The sequence below is a fragment of the Streptomyces sp. NPDC005863 genome (assembly GCF_042871345.1).
Taxonomy (GTDB): Bacteria; Actinomycetota; Actinomycetes; order Streptomycetales; family Streptomycetaceae; genus Streptomyces.
On sequence record NZ_JBIAII010000002.1, the window covers coordinates 1422470 to 1438186 of the forward strand.

Here is a 15717-nt window from a genome sequence, read left to right on the forward strand (position 1 = left end):
GAAGCCCTCATGACGAATGACGTCACGATCATCGGCGCCGGACTTGGTGGCCTCACGCTCGCCCGTGTCCTGCACCTCAACGGCATACCGGCCGCGGTGTACGAGGCGGAGCCCTCCCCCGCCTCGCGTGCCCAGGGCGGCATGCTCGACATCCACGACTACAACGGTCAACTCGCCTTGCAGGCCGCCGACTTGATGGGCGGGTTCCGCGAACTCGTCCTGGAGGGCCGGCAGGCCATGCGGATCCTCGCCACGGACGGGACCGTCCTGCTCGACGAGGCCGACGACGGCACCGGCGGCCGCCCCGAGGTGCTGCGCGGCGAACTGCGGCAGCTGCTGCTCGACTCGCTGCCGCCCGGCACCGTCCGGTGGGGCCGGAAGGTGACCGGCGCCCGCGGTCTCGGCGACGGGCGCCACGAGGTGACCTTCGCCGACGGCGCCACCGTCACCACCGGCCTGCTCGTCGGCGCGGACGGCGCCTGGTCCCGGGTGCGGCCGCTGCTGACCTCCACCACCCCCGCGTACAGCGGCAAGTCCGTCGTCGAGACCTACCTGTTCGAATCCGACACCCGGCGCCCGGCCGTCGCGAAGATTGTCGGCGGCGGATCGATGCTGGCGTTCGCGCCGGACCGGGAGATCTTCGCCCACCGGGAGCGGGGCGACACCCTGCACGCCTACGTGGGACTGACCCGCCCGGAGGACTGGTTCGACGACATCGACTTCGGCGACGGCCCCGCGGCCGCCGCGCGGCTCGCCCGCGAGTTCGACGGCTGGGCGCCCGAACTGGTCTCGCTGATCACCGACGCCGACGGCGCGCCCACCCTGCGCCGCCTCTACGCCCTGCCGACCGGGCACCGCTGGGAGCGGGTGCCCGGGGTGACCCTGATCGGGGACGCCGCCCACCTGTCGATCCCGAACGGCGAGGGGGCCAACGTCGCCATGCACGACGGCGCCGAACTCGGCGCGGCGCTCGCCGCCCGACCCGACGACGTCGAGGCCGCCCTCGCCGCGTACGAGGAGGCCATGTTCCCGCGCAGCGCGGAGGCCGCCACCTTCGGAGGGCCCGACGGCCCCGCTGCCGAGCCCGGGGAGGGCCCGGTCCAGGACATGATCGCCGCGTTCTTCCAGCAACAGCAGCAGGAGTCCTGACCGGCCCACGCAGCCGGTTCACGCACCCGGTTCACGCAGCGCACGATTAATCGAACTCAACGCCCGGCGTTCCCCCGTGAGTTCGAGCAAAAGTGCGCCCTGCACGCTCCCTTGCACCCCCATGGCTGTCTCTTGCCCCGAAACCCCCTGCGGGTCTTCGGGGTTGGGTCAATATGGCGCCCGTTACGCCCTACCGCAATGCAAGGGACCCCCAGATGAGACTGACCGACATATCGCTGGACTGGCTGCTCCCCGGCAGCGTCCTGCTCCTGGGCATGCTGGTGGCGGTGGCGGTGCTCACGCGCGGCAAGCGAGGCCACGACAAGACGGCCAAGGGGACCGCGAGCGACGACTCGTGGGAGCGCAGCGAGGAACGCCGCAGACGCAAGGAAGCCGTCTACGGAACCGCCTCCTATGTGCTGTTGTTCTGCTGCGCGGCCGTCGCCGCGGCGCTGTCCTTCCACGGCCTGGTCGGCTTCGGGCAGCAGAACCTCAGCCTCTCCGGGGGCTGGGAGTACCTGGTCCCGTTCGGCCTCGACGGCGCGGCGATGTTCTGCTCCGTCCTCGCCGTGCGCGAGGCCAGCCACGGCGACGCGGCGCTCGGCTCGCGGCTGTTGGTGTGGACGTTCGCGGGCGCGGCCGCCTGGTTCAACTGGGTGCACGCGCCACGGGGGTTGAGCCACGCGGGCGCCCCGCACTTCTTCGCGGGCATGTCGCTGTCGGCGGCGGTGCTCTTCGACCGCGCGCTCAAGCAGACCCGCCGTGCGGCGCTGCGCGAGCAGGGTCTCGTGCCGCGTCCGCTGCCGCAGATCCGCATCGTGCGGTGGCTGCGCGCGCCCCGGGAGACCTTCGCCGCCTGGTCGTTGATGCTCCTCGAAGGCGTCCGCACGCTGGACGAGGCCGTCGAGGAGGTGCGCGAGGACCGGCGCGAGAAGGAGCGCACCCGGCTGCGCAGGCGTGACCAGGAGAAGCTGGAGCGGGCGCAGCTCAAGGCGCTCAGCCGGGGCCACCGCACCTGGCAGGGCCGCGGCGGCGGCCGTCAGGTGGAGGTGCCGGCCGTCGCGTCGGGCGCAGGGTCCGCGCAGGTCGGCGCGGACCCTGCCATACCGGCGCAGGACCAGTTGCCCCTGCGCTCCCGACCCTCCCTCCAGGCCGTCAGGAACGGCCCTGACGGCGCCGAACCTGTCGCCCCCCTCACCGTCGACCTGACGGCCGAGGACGACACGCAGGCGCTGCCCCGGCTCGACTCGCTGGAGCGGAAGCTGAAGGACCTGGAGCAGCAGTTCGGCTGACCGCGCCAGGACCGCCTCGTCACCCGAGAGGAACGTCCCGTCACCCGAGGGCGGCGGCAGGGCTCACGCCGTGCCGCCGCCGTCGAGTTCGAACCACACCACCTTCCCCACCCCGTGCGCCCGCACGCCCCACGCGTCGGCGAGGGCCTGCACGAGGAGCAGACCCCGGCCGTTCGTACCGCTGTCGGCGTCCGGTACCCGCGGCTCGGGGCGGCTCCCCGCGAAGTCCCGCACCTCGACGCGCAGCCCGCGCGGGCCCACGGTCGCGGTGACGAACGCGTCGTGGTCGGTGTGCACCAGCGCGTTGGTGACCAGTTCGCTGGTGAGCAGCTCGGCCGTCTCGGCCCGTCCCGGCCTCCCCCACGGCCGCAGGAAATCCCTCAGGGCCTTTCTGACCTCGGACACCGCGCGCAGATCCGACCTGCCGAGGCGGCGCGTGAACTGCCCGCCGCCGGGGCCGCCGCGCGCCGCGCCGGTTCTCTCGTCCCGTTCCTTCCGCGGGGTGGCCCCGATGCTCCCGGAGCCTCCCGTCCGTGACTGGCTTGTCATGACCCCCGCCCACAAAGCGATGTCTCTGCCCCCTTGCTCGAACAACTTCACGGGATGCATGCCCTTCGCCAGGGGCGGCACGCTTGTCGAATCATCAACCAATGGCGGGGGGTGCGCCCCCGGATCGGGGGGAAGTGAAGCGGAGAGCCCCACCTCCGAGCCTCCCGAGGAGCCCGAGTGCACGACGACCGACTGCTGGTGGAAGGCCGCCTGGAGCGCGCGCTGCGCCAGTTCATCCGCCCCGCCCAGTACGCGCGACGTACCCCGCTGACCCTCTCCGTCTGGCACGCGCCGGGCGAGCCGGTGCCCGTCGCGACCGCCCTCGATGCGGTGTACGAGCCCTTCGAGACCGGCACCGCGTGGGGAAACCCCTGGTCCACCAGCTGGTTCAGGCTTCAAGGGCAGGTGCCCGAGGAGTGGAGCGGGCGGCGGGTCGAGGTGGTGATCGACCCCGGTTTCAGTGCGGAGGGGCCCGGCTTCCAGGCAGAGGGCCTGGTGTACGACGCGGCGGGCGTACCCCTGAAGGGTATTCACCCGCGCAATCGGCATATTCCGGTGGCCTCCCCCGCCCGGGGCGGCGAGGACGTGCACCTGCTCCTGGAGGCGGCGGCCAATCCCGCCGTTCTGCACGACTTCGTGCCGACACCGCTCGGCGACGTACTGACCGCAGGCAATGGTCCGATCTACCGATTCGCGTCTGCCGACCTCGCCGTACTGGACGAGGACGTATGGCAGCTGACCCTGGACATCGAGGTCCTCTCCGAGCTGATGCGCGAACTGGACGCCGACCGTCCGCGGCGCCACGAGATCCTGCGCGCCCTGGAGGACATGCTCGACGCGCTCGATCTGCACGACGTCTCCGGCACCGCCGCCGCGGCCCGCGCCGAGCTCGCCGACGTCCTCGCGCGGCCCGCCCACGCCAGCGCGCACCGCGTCTCGGCGGCCGGACACGCGCACATCGACTCGGCGTGGCTGTGGCCGCTGCGCGAGACGGTGCGCAAGGCCTCGCGCACCTTCGCCAATGTGACGGCGCTGGCGAAGGAGTATCCGGAGCTGGTCTTCGCCTGCTCGCAGGCCCAGCAGTACGCCTGGGTGAAGGAGCACCAGCCGCACATCTGGGAGCGCATCAAGAAGGCCGTCGCGGACGGCAACTGGGCGCCGGTGGGCTCGATGTGGGTCGAGTCGGACGCCAACATGCCGGGCGGTGAGGCGCTCGCCCGGCAGATCACGCACGGCATGCGGTTCTTCCGCGAGGAGCTCGGCGTCGAGACGGAGGAGATCTGGCTGCCGGACTCCTTCGGGTACACGGCCGCCTTCCCGCAGCTGGCGAAGCTCGCGGGGGTGCGCTGGTTCCTCACCCAGAAGCTGAGCTGGAACCAGTCCAACAAGATGCCGCACCACACCTTCTGGTGGGAGGGCATCGACGGCACCCGCGTCTTCACCCACTTCCCGCCCGTGGACACCTACAACTCCCAGTTCCACGGCGCCGAACTCGCCCACGCCGAGCGGAACTTCGCCGACAAGGGCCGGGCGTCGCGCTCCCTGGTGCCGTTCGGCTGGGGCGACGGCGGGGGCGGGCCCACCCGCGAGATGATGGAGCGGGCCCGGCGGCTGCGCTCCCTGGAGGGGTCGCCGCGCGTCGAGATCGAGAAACCGTCGGCGTTCTTCGCGGCGGCCGAGGAGGAGTACGGGGCGCAGGCGCCCGTCTGGTCGGGCGAGCTGTACCTGGAGCTGCACCGCGCGACCTACACCACCCAGGCGGCCACCAAGCGCGGCAACCGGCGCAGCGAACACGCCCTGCGCGAGGCGGAGTTGTGGTGCACGGCGGCCGCGGTGCGCGATCCGGCGTACGTCTATCCGTACGACACCCTGGACCGGCTGTGGAAGACGGTGCTCCTGCACCAGTTCCACGACATCCTGCCGGGCTCGTCGATCGCCTGGGTGCACCGGGAGGCGCGCGAGACGTACGAGCGGGTCCTCGCCGAGCTCGACGAGCTGACCGCGGCGGCCGTCCGGTCGCTCGGCGCGGGCGGCCCCGCCGCGCTGAACGCCTCGCCCTACGCCCGCAGCGAGGTCGTCGACACGGGCGACGGGACGCTGGTACACGTCGACGTCCCCGCGCTCGGCACCCGCAGCCTGGACGCCGCGCGGGAGGCGGGCGCCGGCGCGGTGGCGCACACCACCGGCGACACCATCCTGCTCACCAACGAGCATCTGATCGTCACCGTCGACGCCGCCGGACTGCTCACCTCCGTGACGGACCTGGACGCCGGCCGCGAGGTCCTCGCGGCCCCCGCCAACCTCCTCCAGCTGCACCCCGACCACCCCACGCACTACGACGCCTGGGACCTGGACCGGCACTACCGGCGCCGGCACACCGACCTCACCGACGCCGAGTCCGTCGAGCTCGTCGAGGACGGGCCACTGCGGGTCGCGGTGCGCGTGGTGCGGGCCTTCGGGGCGTCGCGGATCACCCAGGAGATCCGGCTCGCGGCGGGCAGCCGGCGCGTGGACGTCGTCACGGATGTCGACTGGCACGAGTCGGAGAAGGTCCTCAAGGCGGCCTTCCCCCTTGACGTGCACGCCGAACGGTCCGCCGCCGAGATCCAGTTCGGCCATGTGCACCGGCCGACGCACGCCAACACCGGCTGGGACGCGGCGCGTTACGAGATCTGCGCGCACCGCTGGCTGCGGGTGGCCGAGGAGGGGTACGGCGTGGCGGTGCTCAACGACTCCACGTACGGCCACGACGTGACGCGCACCGAGCACGACGGCACGCTCGGCACGACCGTGCGGCTGACCCTGCTGCGGGCCCCGCACAGCCCGGACCCGGAGACCGACCAGGGCCCGCACCGCTTCACGTACGCGCTGCTGCCCGGGGCGGGCACCGGCGACGCCGTCGCGGAGGGGCTCGCGCTCAACCTGCCGCTGCGGGTGGCCGACGCGCCCGCGCTGGCGTCGCTGGTGAGCGTCGACCACCCCGCCGTCACCGTCGAGTCGGTGAAGCTCGCCGACGACCGCAGCGGCGATGTCGTCGTACGTCTCTACGAGTCGCGCGGCGGGCGGGCCGCGGCCGTGCTCGGCACGTCGTTCCCGGTGGCCCGCGCGGAGGTGACGGACCTCCTGGAGCGGCCGCTGCACGAGGCGCAGACCGGCGAGGCCGGACTCGCGCTGGCGCTGCGGCCGTTCCAGATCGTCACGCTGCGGCTGCGGCCCGCCTGACCCGAGCGGGTGCCGGGGCCGATGTCACGGCCTCGGCACGTTCCGCAGGTTGGAGCGCGCCATCTGGAGCATCCGGCCCACTCCGCCGTCGAGCACGATCTTGCTGGCGGAGAGGGCGAAGCCGGTCACCATGTCCGAGCTGATCTTGGGCGGGATGGAGAGGGCGTTCGGGTCGGTGACGATGTCGACGAGGGCGGGACCCTTGTGCGCGAAGGCGTCCTTGAGGGCGCCGGCGAGCTGCTTCGGCTTCTCCACGCGGACGCCGTAGGCACCCGCGGCGCGGGCGACGGCGGCGAAGTCCGGGTTGTGGTTGGCCGTGCCGTACGAGGGGAGGCCGGCGACGAGCATCTCCAACTCCACCATGCCCAAGGAGGAGTTGTTGAACAGGACGACCTTCACCGGCAGGTCGTGCTGGACGAGGGTGAGGAAGTCGCCCATCAGCATCGAGAAGCCGCCGTCGCCCGACATGGAGACGACCTGGCGCCTGCGGTCGGTGAACTGGGCGCCGATCGCCTGCGGCAGGGCGTTCGCCATCGAGCCGTGACTGAAGGAGCCGATGATGCGGCGCCTGCCGTTGGGCGTGAGGTAGCGGGCTCCCCAGACATTGCACATACCGGTATCAATGGTGAACACGGCATCGTCCGCGGCGAGTTCGTCGAGGACGGCGGCGACGTACTCGGGGTGGATCGGGACGTGCTTGTCGACCTTGCGGGTGTACGCCTTCACGACCCCTTCGAGGGCGTCCGCGTGCTTCTTGAGCATCTTGTCGAGGAACTTGCGGTTCGTCTTCGGCGTGACGCGCGGCGTCAGACCGCGCAGCGTCTCGCGCACGTCGCCCCAGACCGCGAGGTCCAGCTTGGAGCGCCGCCCGAGGTTCTCCGGCCGCACGTCCACCTGCGCGATCTTCACGTCGTCGGGCAGGAAGGCGGTGTACGGGAAGTCCGTGCCGAGCAGGATCAGCAGGTCGCACTCGTGGGTGGCCTCGTACGCGGCGCCGTAGCCGAGCAGGCCGCTCATGCCCACGTCGTACGGGTTGTCGTACTGGATCCACTCCTTGCCGCGCAGCGCGTGGCCCACCGGGGACTTGATCTTCTCGGCGAACTCCATCACCTCGGCGTGCGCGCCCGCCGTGCCGCTGCCGCAGAAGAGGGTGACCTTGTCCGCCTCGTCGATCATCGCCGCGAGCCGCTCGATCTCCGCGTCGCCGGGGCGCACGGAGGGCCGGGAGGTGACCAGGGCCGTCTCGGGGGCCTTCTCCGGGGCGGGCTCGGCCGCGACGTCGCCGGGCAGCGACACGACGCTGACGCCGCTCTGTCCGACGGCGTGCTGGATGGCGGTCTGCAGCAGCCGCGGCATCTGCTTCGGCGTGGAGATCAGCTCGCTGTAGTGGCTGCACTCGCGGAACAGCTGGTCCGGATGGGTCTCCTGGAAGAACCCGAGCCCGATCTCGCTCGACGGGATCTGCGCGGCGAGGGCGAGGACCGGGGCCATCGAGCGGTGCGCGTCGTAGAGGCCGTTGATCAGGTGCAGGTTGCCGGGGCCGCAGGAGCCCGCGCAGGCGGCCAGCTTCCCGGTGATCTGCGCCTCGGCGCCGGCCGCGAAGGCGGCGGTCTCCTCGTGCCGCACCTGGATCCAGTCGATCCCCTTGGTGCGGCGGATGGCGTCCACGACCGGGTTGAGGCTGTCGCCGACGACTCCGTACAGGCGCTTGACGCCCGCGCGGACGAGGATGTCGACGAACTGCTCGGCGACGTTCTGCTTGGCCATGCTGTACGCACCTCTCGACACCGGTGGACCGTGGCTCACCCCGGGCGACCCGTGGGTCCGCGGAGTCACCGGTTCCATGAAGTCACAGGTGCGGCGGTCATGCCTCCCAGACCGCGGCGGCGGTGCGGTCGTCGGCGTACCCCTTGACCCTGACCTGGATGTCGGCGAGGAAGGCGGCGAGCCCCGGCGGACCGCTCTTCTCCCATCTGCGGGTGAGGTGTTCGGCCAGTTCGGGCTCGCCGCGCAGCGGTTCGGCGAGGCCGCCGCTGCACAGGACGAGGGCGTCACCCGGGCGGGCGACGGAGGCCCGGAAACGGAACGGCTCGCGGGGCGGCTCGGGCGCGGGTTCGTACGGGCTTGGCGGTGTGCTGATCCCCAGGTCCATGGTGAGGTGCTCGTCTTCGGGGAGCCGGTCGGGCGGCGAGCCGAAGCCCACCACGGCGTCGCCGGTGGCCTCGGCCACGCGGGGCTCGATGTCCTGCCAGGCGCCGTCGCGCAGCCGGAAGAGGCCGCCTGTGCCGACGCCGAAGAAGACGCGGGTACGGCAGCGGGGGTCGGCCGGCAGGAGCAGGCAGCGCAGCGACGCGGCGTACTCCTCCGGCTCCAGGCCCAGGTCGGCGGCGCGGGCCCGGAGTCTGCCGAGGCTGCGGTCGGTGAGCCGGTGCAGCCCCGACTTCAGGTCGCCGCGCCGGGCCGCCCTGAGGTCCTCGGCGAGCCGCCGGTGACTGCGGCCCACGGCCCGGCCGATCCACTGGCACGCCTCGGCGGCGGCGCGGTGCGCTCCCGGGGTCGCGCGGGCGCCGGTGGCCATGGCGACGAGGACGAGGGCGTCGTCGCCGCTCCCGAACCGGGCGGTGAGCAGGGAGTCGCGCCGGGGCTCGCCCCGGTACCGGGCGGAGTCCCCGCGCACGGAGGCGGCCCGCAGCGTGCTGCTCCCGTACCGCGCCCCGTCGAGCACGGTGTCGGCGACGAGATCCCCGAGGTCGTCGGGGTCGGCGGCGGGCAACACGGTGGGCTCGGCCTCGTAGGTAGGGGGCCCGTCCCCGACGTGAGGGATGTGAGGGTTGCCGGGGGCGGGGGCGTCGGGAGGCCGAGGGGCGGACCCGCCGGTACGTGCCCCTCCCGTAGGGCCCGCGGGGAAGGACACGGGTCCGCCGGGGGCGGAGGAGGGCGGCGCCCAGGGGGCCGGGGCGGTGAAGGTGGGGGTTTCCGATGGGGGTGCCTGCGGTGCCTGCGGGGGCCGGGAAGGACGAGCGGCGGGGGCCGGTGGGCGAGGCGGGTCCGAAGGCTCGGGCGGCGCGGGAACCCAGGCCTCACCTGCACCCGGCGAACCCGGCAGCCCACTCGCCCGGTCCGACCCTCGGGCCGGCGTCGACGCCGCACCCGGCTCGGAGGAGGGCTCTGCCTCCGGGACCGCCGGCGGCCAGGGCTGCGGACTCGCCGGGGCCGGTACGTGCGGGGGTGTGGGCGCCGTACGCCCCGTCGGCGGCACCGACGCGGGGCCGGGCGGCTCAGCTCCCGGCGAGGGGGTCCGTTCAGCTCCCGGCGAGGCATCCAGTCCAGCTTCCGGCAAGGGGGTCCGTTCAGCTCCTAGCCAGGGGGTCCGTTCAGACCCCGGCGGGAGGGTCCGTTCAGACCCCGGCGAGGCGTCCCGTCCAGCTCCCGGCGAGGGGGTCCGTTCAGACCCCGGCGAGGGGCCCCATCCAGCTTCCGGCGAGGCATCCCCTCCAGCCCCCGGCGAAGCGCCCCGTCCACCCCCCGGCGAGGGGTCCGCCTGCCGCCCCCCTGGCGCCCCCTCCCGGCGGGGCGGAGGGAGGGGGACGTTCGGCGCGGGGCACCCGACCGCGTCTGCCGCCGAGGCGAATCTGTCGTCCAGGGTATCCCGCGCGGCCGCGGGCCCCGTGTCCGGCGCCGCGTCGTCGTACAGCTGTCCCCACCAGTCGTCGTCGCGATCGGCGGGCCTGTCCCCCTGCTGGCTCATGCCCCTAATTTTCCACCGCGAGGGCCGTACGAAAACGGTTCTTCCGGAAATTCCGGCCATCACGGAGACCGCCGGGCGGGCCCACCCCCCACGGGAGGACCGCCCGGCGGGGCCGGTGTGACTACCGCACGTCGTAGGCGCGGGCCACGGTCTGTGTGACGGAGTTCCCGTGGGCGTCCGTCAGCCGGGACTTGAGCCAGACCTGTTTGCCGGAGGCGCCCGCGTGGTGCACGGTCGCGCGCCATGTGCCGTCGTGCTCGGCGGTGGTGGCCGCCTGCCACGTCGTGCCCTCGTCGTACGAGTACGACAGCTCCGCCTTCGTGAGCGGGCCCGGCTCGTAGCCCGCGTGCCCGGTGGCGCCGAGTTCAATCCGCAGACCGTCCTTGGCGGGCAGCGTCTTGAGGCCGTCCTCCGGGAGCCGGTAGGTGGGGAAGAGCATGGGGATGCCCTGCGAGTAGACGTCCTCGTCCAGGTGCGAGCGGAACGACCAGGTCGTCTCCGTCCCCGTCGACCGGTGCCACACGCGGGAGCCGATCTTCTGTGTGGTGAGGGTCAGTTCGTACGCGGAGTCCTCCGCCGGGACCGTGAACACCCCGGACGGCCAGCCCGAATCGCCGACGATCTCGCCGTTCCGCTTGAGCTGTACGGAACCGATGTCGCCGAAGCTGCCCTGGATGCCCGCGTGTTCGGCGTCCGACCAGAAGCCGGGCGCGACCCCGATCAGGTTGCCCTGCCGCTCCCCGGCGAGGGCGGGATCGCCCGCGGCGTCCCGCGGGGTGCCGGGCACGAGGACCCCGTCGTACCAGGTCTCCGCGCGCCGTTCACCCTTCTCGTACGTGCGCACCGGGTCGATCATGAACTCGCCGTACGGGAAGCTGCTGGAGACCTGGTGGCCCCAGCCGGTCGTACCGGCCGAGTAGTACTCGGTGCGCTTGCCGGGTGCCGGTACGGACGCCAGGTCGGCGAAGTAAACCTCGACGCCGCTGGGGCGGACGGCCGAGGGCAGGTCCACGTAGTCCGTGGCCTCCCCCATCGCCCGGTAGGCCGCCTTGTTCGCGGCGAGGTCCTTGTCCCGCACCCGGTAGGTGCGGTCGTCGCGGATCTGGCCGGTCTCGGGGAACGCCAGGTTGTAGACGTACGGGCTCTTGGCCGTCGCCTTCCACATCAACTGGACCTGCCCCGAGTGGAGTCGGGCGAGCAGCGCGTCCGCCTCCGCGGTGGGGAGGCCGAGGACGGGCAGCGGGGAGCCGACGAAGCCCGCGGCTGGGTACCAGCGGCCGGCCGCCTTGCGGTGGGCGACGACGGCGATCGCTCCCGCCTTCTTCGCGTCGTTCGCCACGCCCGCGGCGTCCCCGCTGTCCGGGACTTCGACGAGGGCGATCCTGCCCTTGACCCCGGCGGCGGCGAGCTCGTCGGGGGTGCCGGACCTGGCGTCGACGAAGACCGCGCGTCCGGTGCCGTCCAGGTTGGCGGAGCCGGTCGACGCCGTCACCGGGTGCAGCACCGGGCCGCCCGCGACGGCGAGCCGGGAAATCTGCGGCGCGGCGGCCCGCCAGTAGCTGCCGGACTCGAAGGTGCCCTGGGAGGGCTTGCCCTCGACGGACTGGTAGTAGGCGCGGACGGTGCGCGGCCCCGCGGCGGTGCCCGCGTGCAGCCAGTGGTCCTTGCCCCAGCCGCGCGAGAAGGCGAGGGTGGCGCCGCAGACTTCGGAGGCCTGGTCGGTGCGGATCTTCAGGCGGTGCGCCGTGCGGGCGTCGAGCGTGATCGTGGTGTCCTTCTTGATCTCGACCTGGGGGCGGGCGAGATGGGTGAGGGAGTCGACGAGCTTGCCGTCGCCGTGCGCCTCGGGCGTCGCGATGAACCCGGTCAAGAAGTAGGCGCCGGGGCGCACTTGGTACGTCTGGTCGTTGGCGCCCTCGTTGAAGCGCCGCTCGCCGGTCGCCGTGTCCGTGCCGATGAGGTCCACGGACGACGCCCCGTCGGCGGGCCTGCCGTTGCGGTCGACGAGCTTCACGCGGAGGCTGACGGTCTCCGGCTGCACGTAGAGCGAGAAGGGCGTGGAGACGCGGCCGCCGTCGCCGGTCTCGGCGAGCACGCGGCCCGTGATGTCGCCGTACTGGGCGCGCTTGAGGTCCGCGTCGGGGCTGAGCTCGAGCGGCACCTCGACGGTGGCGCCGGCCGGGAGGGTCACGGAGCGCTTGCCGAGCCGCGCCACGCCGGACCCCACGGCCGAGCCGTCGTTGCCGGTCACTCCCGCCACCGACAGCTTCAACTTCACCGTCTTGTCCGTGGTGTTGGTGTAGGGGACGCCGACCGTGGTGCGGTCGGAGGCGTCCTGCGGCCAGCCGAAGCTGCCGCCCCGCACGGCGGGCGAGCCGAGCACCCGCTGGTCGATCGCGGCCTTCGCGTCGAGCCGTCCGCCGCCGGTCTCGCGCGCGTCGCCGGGGACCCCGCTGTCGGCGGACGAGACGAGGGCCGCCTTGATCTGCTGGGCGCTCCAGTCGGGGTGGCGCTGCTTGACGAGGGCGGCGGCGCCCGCGACGTGCGGGGTCGCCATCGACGTACCGCTCATGGACCGGTACGCGTAGACGCCGCGCCCGCCGGCCGACGCGGCGGAGATGTCGACGCCGGGGGCGGCGATCTCCGGCTTGAGCGTGTGCGAGCCGTACGCGGGCCCGCGGCTGGAGAAGGAGGCCGTGGTGTCGTCGCGGTCGACGGCGCCGACGGTCAGGACGCCGGGCGCGCAGCCGGGCGAGGAGACGGAGTTGAGGGACGGGCCCGTGTTGCCGGCCGCGACGACGAAGAGGGTGTCCTTCGCGGACCGCGCGAGCTCTTCGGTCGCCGTGCTCATGGGGTCGGTGCAGTCGGTCTGCGCCGGGTTGCCGAGGCTCATCGAGACGACGTCGGCCTTCTGGTCGACGGCCCACTCCATGCCCGCGATGATCCAGGAAGTGGCCCCGGAACCGCTGTCGTTGAGGACCTTGCCGTGCAGCAGTTCGGTGCCGGGCGCGACGCCCTTCTTCTTGCCGCCGCTCGCCGCGCCGGAGCCGCCGACGGTGGAGGTGGTGTGGGTGCCGTGGCCCTGGCGGTCCTCGGTGTCCGGCGAGTCGGTGAAGTTCTTCGTCGCGCCGACGCGGCCCTTGAGGTCGGGGTGTTCGGCGTCAAGGCCGGTGTCGAGCACGGCGACCTTGGTGCCCTTGCCGTCGTAGCCGGCGGCCCAGGCCTCGGGGGCGTGCACCTGCTTGGTCGACCGGTCGAGGGTGGCCTCGACCTTGGCGTCGAGCCAGAGCTTCTTGACGTCGGCCGTGGCGCGTGACCTGGGTGACGTGATATCCGCCCAGAACGCCGCGGCCTTCTTCTTGTCGGCCTTCAGGGCGACGCCGTCGACGGGGTCGAGGACGAGTCCGCGCGTGGCGCCGCGCGGGGTGGCGGGCACCTTGCGCGCGACGTCGACCGACGTGTCGTACACGGCGATGAGCGGGAGCTTCTTGGTGTGCGCGTCGTCGTAGCCCTGGCGGACGAGCCCGGTGACGTTGAACAGTTCCTCGTCCACGAGGCCCTGGGCGAGGGCGTGTTCGGCGCCCTCGGGGTAGACGTACAGGTCCTTGCCGGACTGCCGCGTCTGGATCAGCGGCGCGGTGCCGTCGGCGCCGGGCAGCGCGACGGCGCCCGATCTCCCCTTGCCGTCCGAGGTCACGAGGACCCGGTCGCCGGTGACGAGGGTGACCACGGAGCCGCCCCCTCCGCGCGCGGCGCCCTGCGGCACGCTCCCCGCCAACGGGGGCCGCTCCGGCGTCGGATGTGGCTCGGCCACGGACGGGACGGCCGCGGTGACGGCGAGGACGACGGCGGACGCCGCCCCCCATGCCGTACGCGATATCGGGCGCATCGCTCTCCCCAGGGTTGACGGTCGGCGGGCACACGGAACCACGGGCCGATGGGACCCAAAGGCCGCATATCCGGCCGCGGTTGGTGCTGCGGTGGCGTCACCTTGGCAGAGAGACGGGTGGTGCGGGGATGATGTCCTGGGGCGGGTTTACGCCGTGGCTCTTTCCCGCCACGACACCGTCCGAGCAGAGCCTTTTCGGAAACGGAGCCTGGGGAGGGACGTCGCCGCATGCTGGCAGCGATCGGTCTGGACGAGACGCACGAGTCGGCGTACCGGGCGCTGGTGTCGGTGGGCGCCGCCGACATCGCCGACCTCGCGCGCAGGCTCACCCTCGGCGAGCCGGAGACCGAGCGGACCCTGCGCCGCCTGGAGCGGCACGGCCTGGCCGCGCAGGCCTCCGGCAAGGCCGGCCGCTGGGTGGCGGCGCCGCCCGGGGTCGCCCTCGGCGCGCTCCTCGCCCAGCAGCGCCACGAGCTGGAGAAGGCCGAACTCGCGGCCACCCTGCTCGCCGAGGAGTACCGCGCGCAGGCCGCCGAACCCGCCGTCCACGACCTGGTCGAGGTGGTCACCGGGGCGGCCGCGGTCTCGCAGCGCTTCCTCCAGCTGCAGCTGGGCGCGGCAGACGAGGTGTGCGCCCTGGTGACCGGCAGCCCCGTGGCGATCACCGGCACGGAGAACAGCGCCGAGGAGCAGGCGACGGGCCGCGGGGTGCGCTACCGCGTCGTCGTCGAACGCGCCGTCCTCGACCTGCCGACGGGCCTCGTCGAGCTGTCGACGGCGATCGGCCGCGACGAGCAGGTACGGGTCGTCGACCGCGTACCGACCAAGCTCGTGATCGCCGACGGAACGCTCGCGATGGTGCCGCTGACCTCGCGTACGGCCGAGCCCGCCGCGCTCGTCGTGCACGCCAGCGGTCTGCTCGAATCGCTGTCGGGCCTCTTCGAGGCGGTCTGGTCCCAGGCGCTGCCGCTGCGCATCGGCGAGGCCGGTGGCGCGCCCCGCGAGGTCGCCCCCGAGGGCCCGGACGGCACGGACCTGGAGATCCTCTCCCTGCTTCTGGCGGGCCTGACGGACGCGAGCGTCGCCAAACAGCTCGACCTGGGGCTGCGAACGGTGCAGCGCCGGGTGAAGCGCCTGATGGAGCTGACGGGCGTCACGACACGGCTCCAGCTGGGCTGGCACGCGTACGAGCGCGACTGGGTCTCGCGGGCCGCCGGGCCCCCTCAGGACTGACCCGACCTGACCTGACCTGCGGTTTCGTCGCGTCTGGTGCAGGCTGGACAGATGGGAGCGTGGGAACTCCTGCTGGTCGGGGTGGTCATGCTGCTCGGCCTGTGCGGAGTGCTGGTACCCGGAGTGCCCGGCTCGTGGCTGGTGTGGGCCGCGGTCCTCTGGTGGACCCTGTACGACCCGAACGGCCTGGCCTGGGGCATCCTCGTCGGCGCGACCCTGGTGCTCCTCGCGGCCCAGGCCGTGCGCTGGCAGCTGCCGCCCCGCCGGCTGCGGGAGAGCGGCGCCACGCCCCGGATGGCGGTCTGCGCCGGGGCCGGCGCGCTGCTCGGCTTCTGCGTGGTCCCGGTGATCGGCGCGATCCCCGGCTTCGTCGGCGGGATCTACGCGGGCGAGCGACTGCGGCTCGGCCGGCACGGTGAGGCGGCGGCGTCGACGCGGAACGCGATGCGGATGGGCGGGAGCAGCGTGCTGACGGAACTGTTCGCGTGCCTGCTGATCGTGGGGGCGTGGCTGGGGGCGCTGCTCTGGGGCTGAGAGGTCCTCTTAGAGGTCGTTTTCCTCTGTGCTGCGGTGTTATCTGTAGGTATGCGCCCGATGATGATCTGATGCTGGTGAGTCTGTAGTGCGGCTCGTGG

9 protein-coding genes are annotated in these 15717 nt (G+C 73.0%); 5 read left to right on the forward strand and 4 right to left on the reverse strand.

Features of this window, described 5'->3' with window-relative positions:
• The first annotated feature begins 9 nt into the window (after positions 1–9).
• Together ACFYO9_RS12345 and ACFYO9_RS12350 are read left to right on the forward strand one after the other, a co-directional pair.
• Positions 10–1149: an NAD(P)/FAD-dependent oxidoreductase gene (locus ACFYO9_RS12345; RefSeq protein ID WP_358773374.1), complete on the forward strand. Its 1140-nt coding sequence runs from the start codon at positions 10–12 to the stop codon at positions 1147–1149.
• Between the two features lie 215 nt (positions 1150–1364).
• Entirely contained in the window at positions 1365–2441 is a 1077-nt protein-coding gene (locus ACFYO9_RS12350) for a DUF2637 domain-containing protein (RefSeq protein WP_358773372.1), read from the forward strand.
• 63 nt (positions 2442–2504) lie between these two features.
• On the opposite strand, the gene ACFYO9_RS12355 is transcribed toward ACFYO9_RS12350, so the two are convergent.
• Entirely contained in the window at positions 2505–2990 is a 486-nt protein-coding gene (locus ACFYO9_RS12355) for an ATP-binding protein (protein WP_358773370.1), read from the reverse strand.
• A 177-nt stretch (positions 2991–3167) separates the two neighbouring features.
• On the opposite strand from ACFYO9_RS12355, the gene ACFYO9_RS12360 reads away from it, so the two are divergent.
• Positions 3168–6212, forward strand: a complete 3045-nt coding sequence (locus ACFYO9_RS12360; RefSeq protein WP_358773368.1) for a glycoside hydrolase family 38 C-terminal domain-containing protein — start codon at positions 3168–3170, stop codon at positions 6210–6212.
• Between the two features lie 24 nt (positions 6213–6236).
• On the opposite strand, the gene ACFYO9_RS12365 is transcribed toward ACFYO9_RS12360, so the two are convergent.
• The 3 genes from ACFYO9_RS12365 to ACFYO9_RS12375 form a co-directional block, all read right to left on the reverse strand.
• Positions 6237–7979, reverse strand: a complete 1743-nt coding sequence (locus ACFYO9_RS12365; protein ID WP_355805386.1) for a pyruvate dehydrogenase — start codon at positions 7977–7979, stop codon at positions 6237–6239.
• 97 nt (positions 7980–8076) lie between these two features.
• On the reverse strand, positions 8077–8988 hold the full coding sequence (locus tag ACFYO9_RS12370) for a protein phosphatase 2C domain-containing protein (RefSeq protein ID WP_388666174.1): 912 nt from the start codon (positions 8986–8988) through the stop codon (positions 8077–8079).
• A 1093-nt stretch (positions 8989–10081) separates the two neighbouring features.
• Positions 10082–13849 (reverse strand): S8 family serine peptidase, encoded by a 3768-nt coding sequence (locus tag ACFYO9_RS12375; protein ID WP_358773364.1) that lies wholly within the window; start codon positions 13847–13849, stop codon positions 10082–10084.
• A gap of 228 nt (positions 13850–14077) precedes the next feature.
• On the opposite strand from ACFYO9_RS12375, the gene ACFYO9_RS12380 reads away from it, so the two are divergent.
• Both ACFYO9_RS12380 and ACFYO9_RS12385 read left to right on the forward strand, forming a co-directional pair.
• Positions 14078–15082 carry a helix-turn-helix domain-containing protein gene (locus tag ACFYO9_RS12380; RefSeq protein WP_358773362.1) on the forward strand — a complete coding sequence of 335 codons (1005 nt, stop codon included), beginning with the start codon at positions 14078–14080 and terminating at the stop codon, positions 15080–15082.
• 51 nt (positions 15083–15133) lie between these two features.
• Positions 15134–15616: a DUF456 domain-containing protein gene (locus ACFYO9_RS12385; RefSeq protein ID WP_358773360.1), complete on the forward strand. Its 483-nt coding sequence runs from the start codon at positions 15134–15136 to the stop codon at positions 15614–15616.
• The last annotated feature ends 101 nt before the right edge of the window (positions 15617–15717 follow it).

Coding starts and splice junctions, on each gene's coding strand:
- ACFYO9_RS12345 (WP_358773374.1), top strand. CDS start 10: ATGACGAATGACGTCACGATCATCGGCGCCGGACTTGGTGGCCTCACG.
- ACFYO9_RS12350 (WP_358773372.1), top strand. CDS start 1,365: ATGAGACTGACCGACATATCGCTGGACTGGCTGCTCCCCGGCAGCGTC.
- ACFYO9_RS12355 (WP_358773370.1), bottom strand. CDS start 2,990: ATGACAAGCCAGTCACGGACGGGAGGCTCCGGGAGCATCGGGGCCACC.
- ACFYO9_RS12365 (WP_355805386.1), bottom strand. CDS start 7,979: ATGGCCAAGCAGAACGTCGCCGAGCAGTTCGTCGACATCCTCGTCCGC.
- ACFYO9_RS12375 (WP_358773364.1), bottom strand. CDS start 13,849: ATGCGCCCGATATCGCGTACGGCATGGGGGGCGGCGTCCGCCGTCGTC.
- ACFYO9_RS12380 (WP_358773362.1), top strand. CDS start 14,078: ATGCTGGCAGCGATCGGTCTGGACGAGACGCACGAGTCGGCGTACCGG.
- ACFYO9_RS12385 (WP_358773360.1), top strand. CDS start 15,134: ATGGGAGCGTGGGAACTCCTGCTGGTCGGGGTGGTCATGCTGCTCGGC.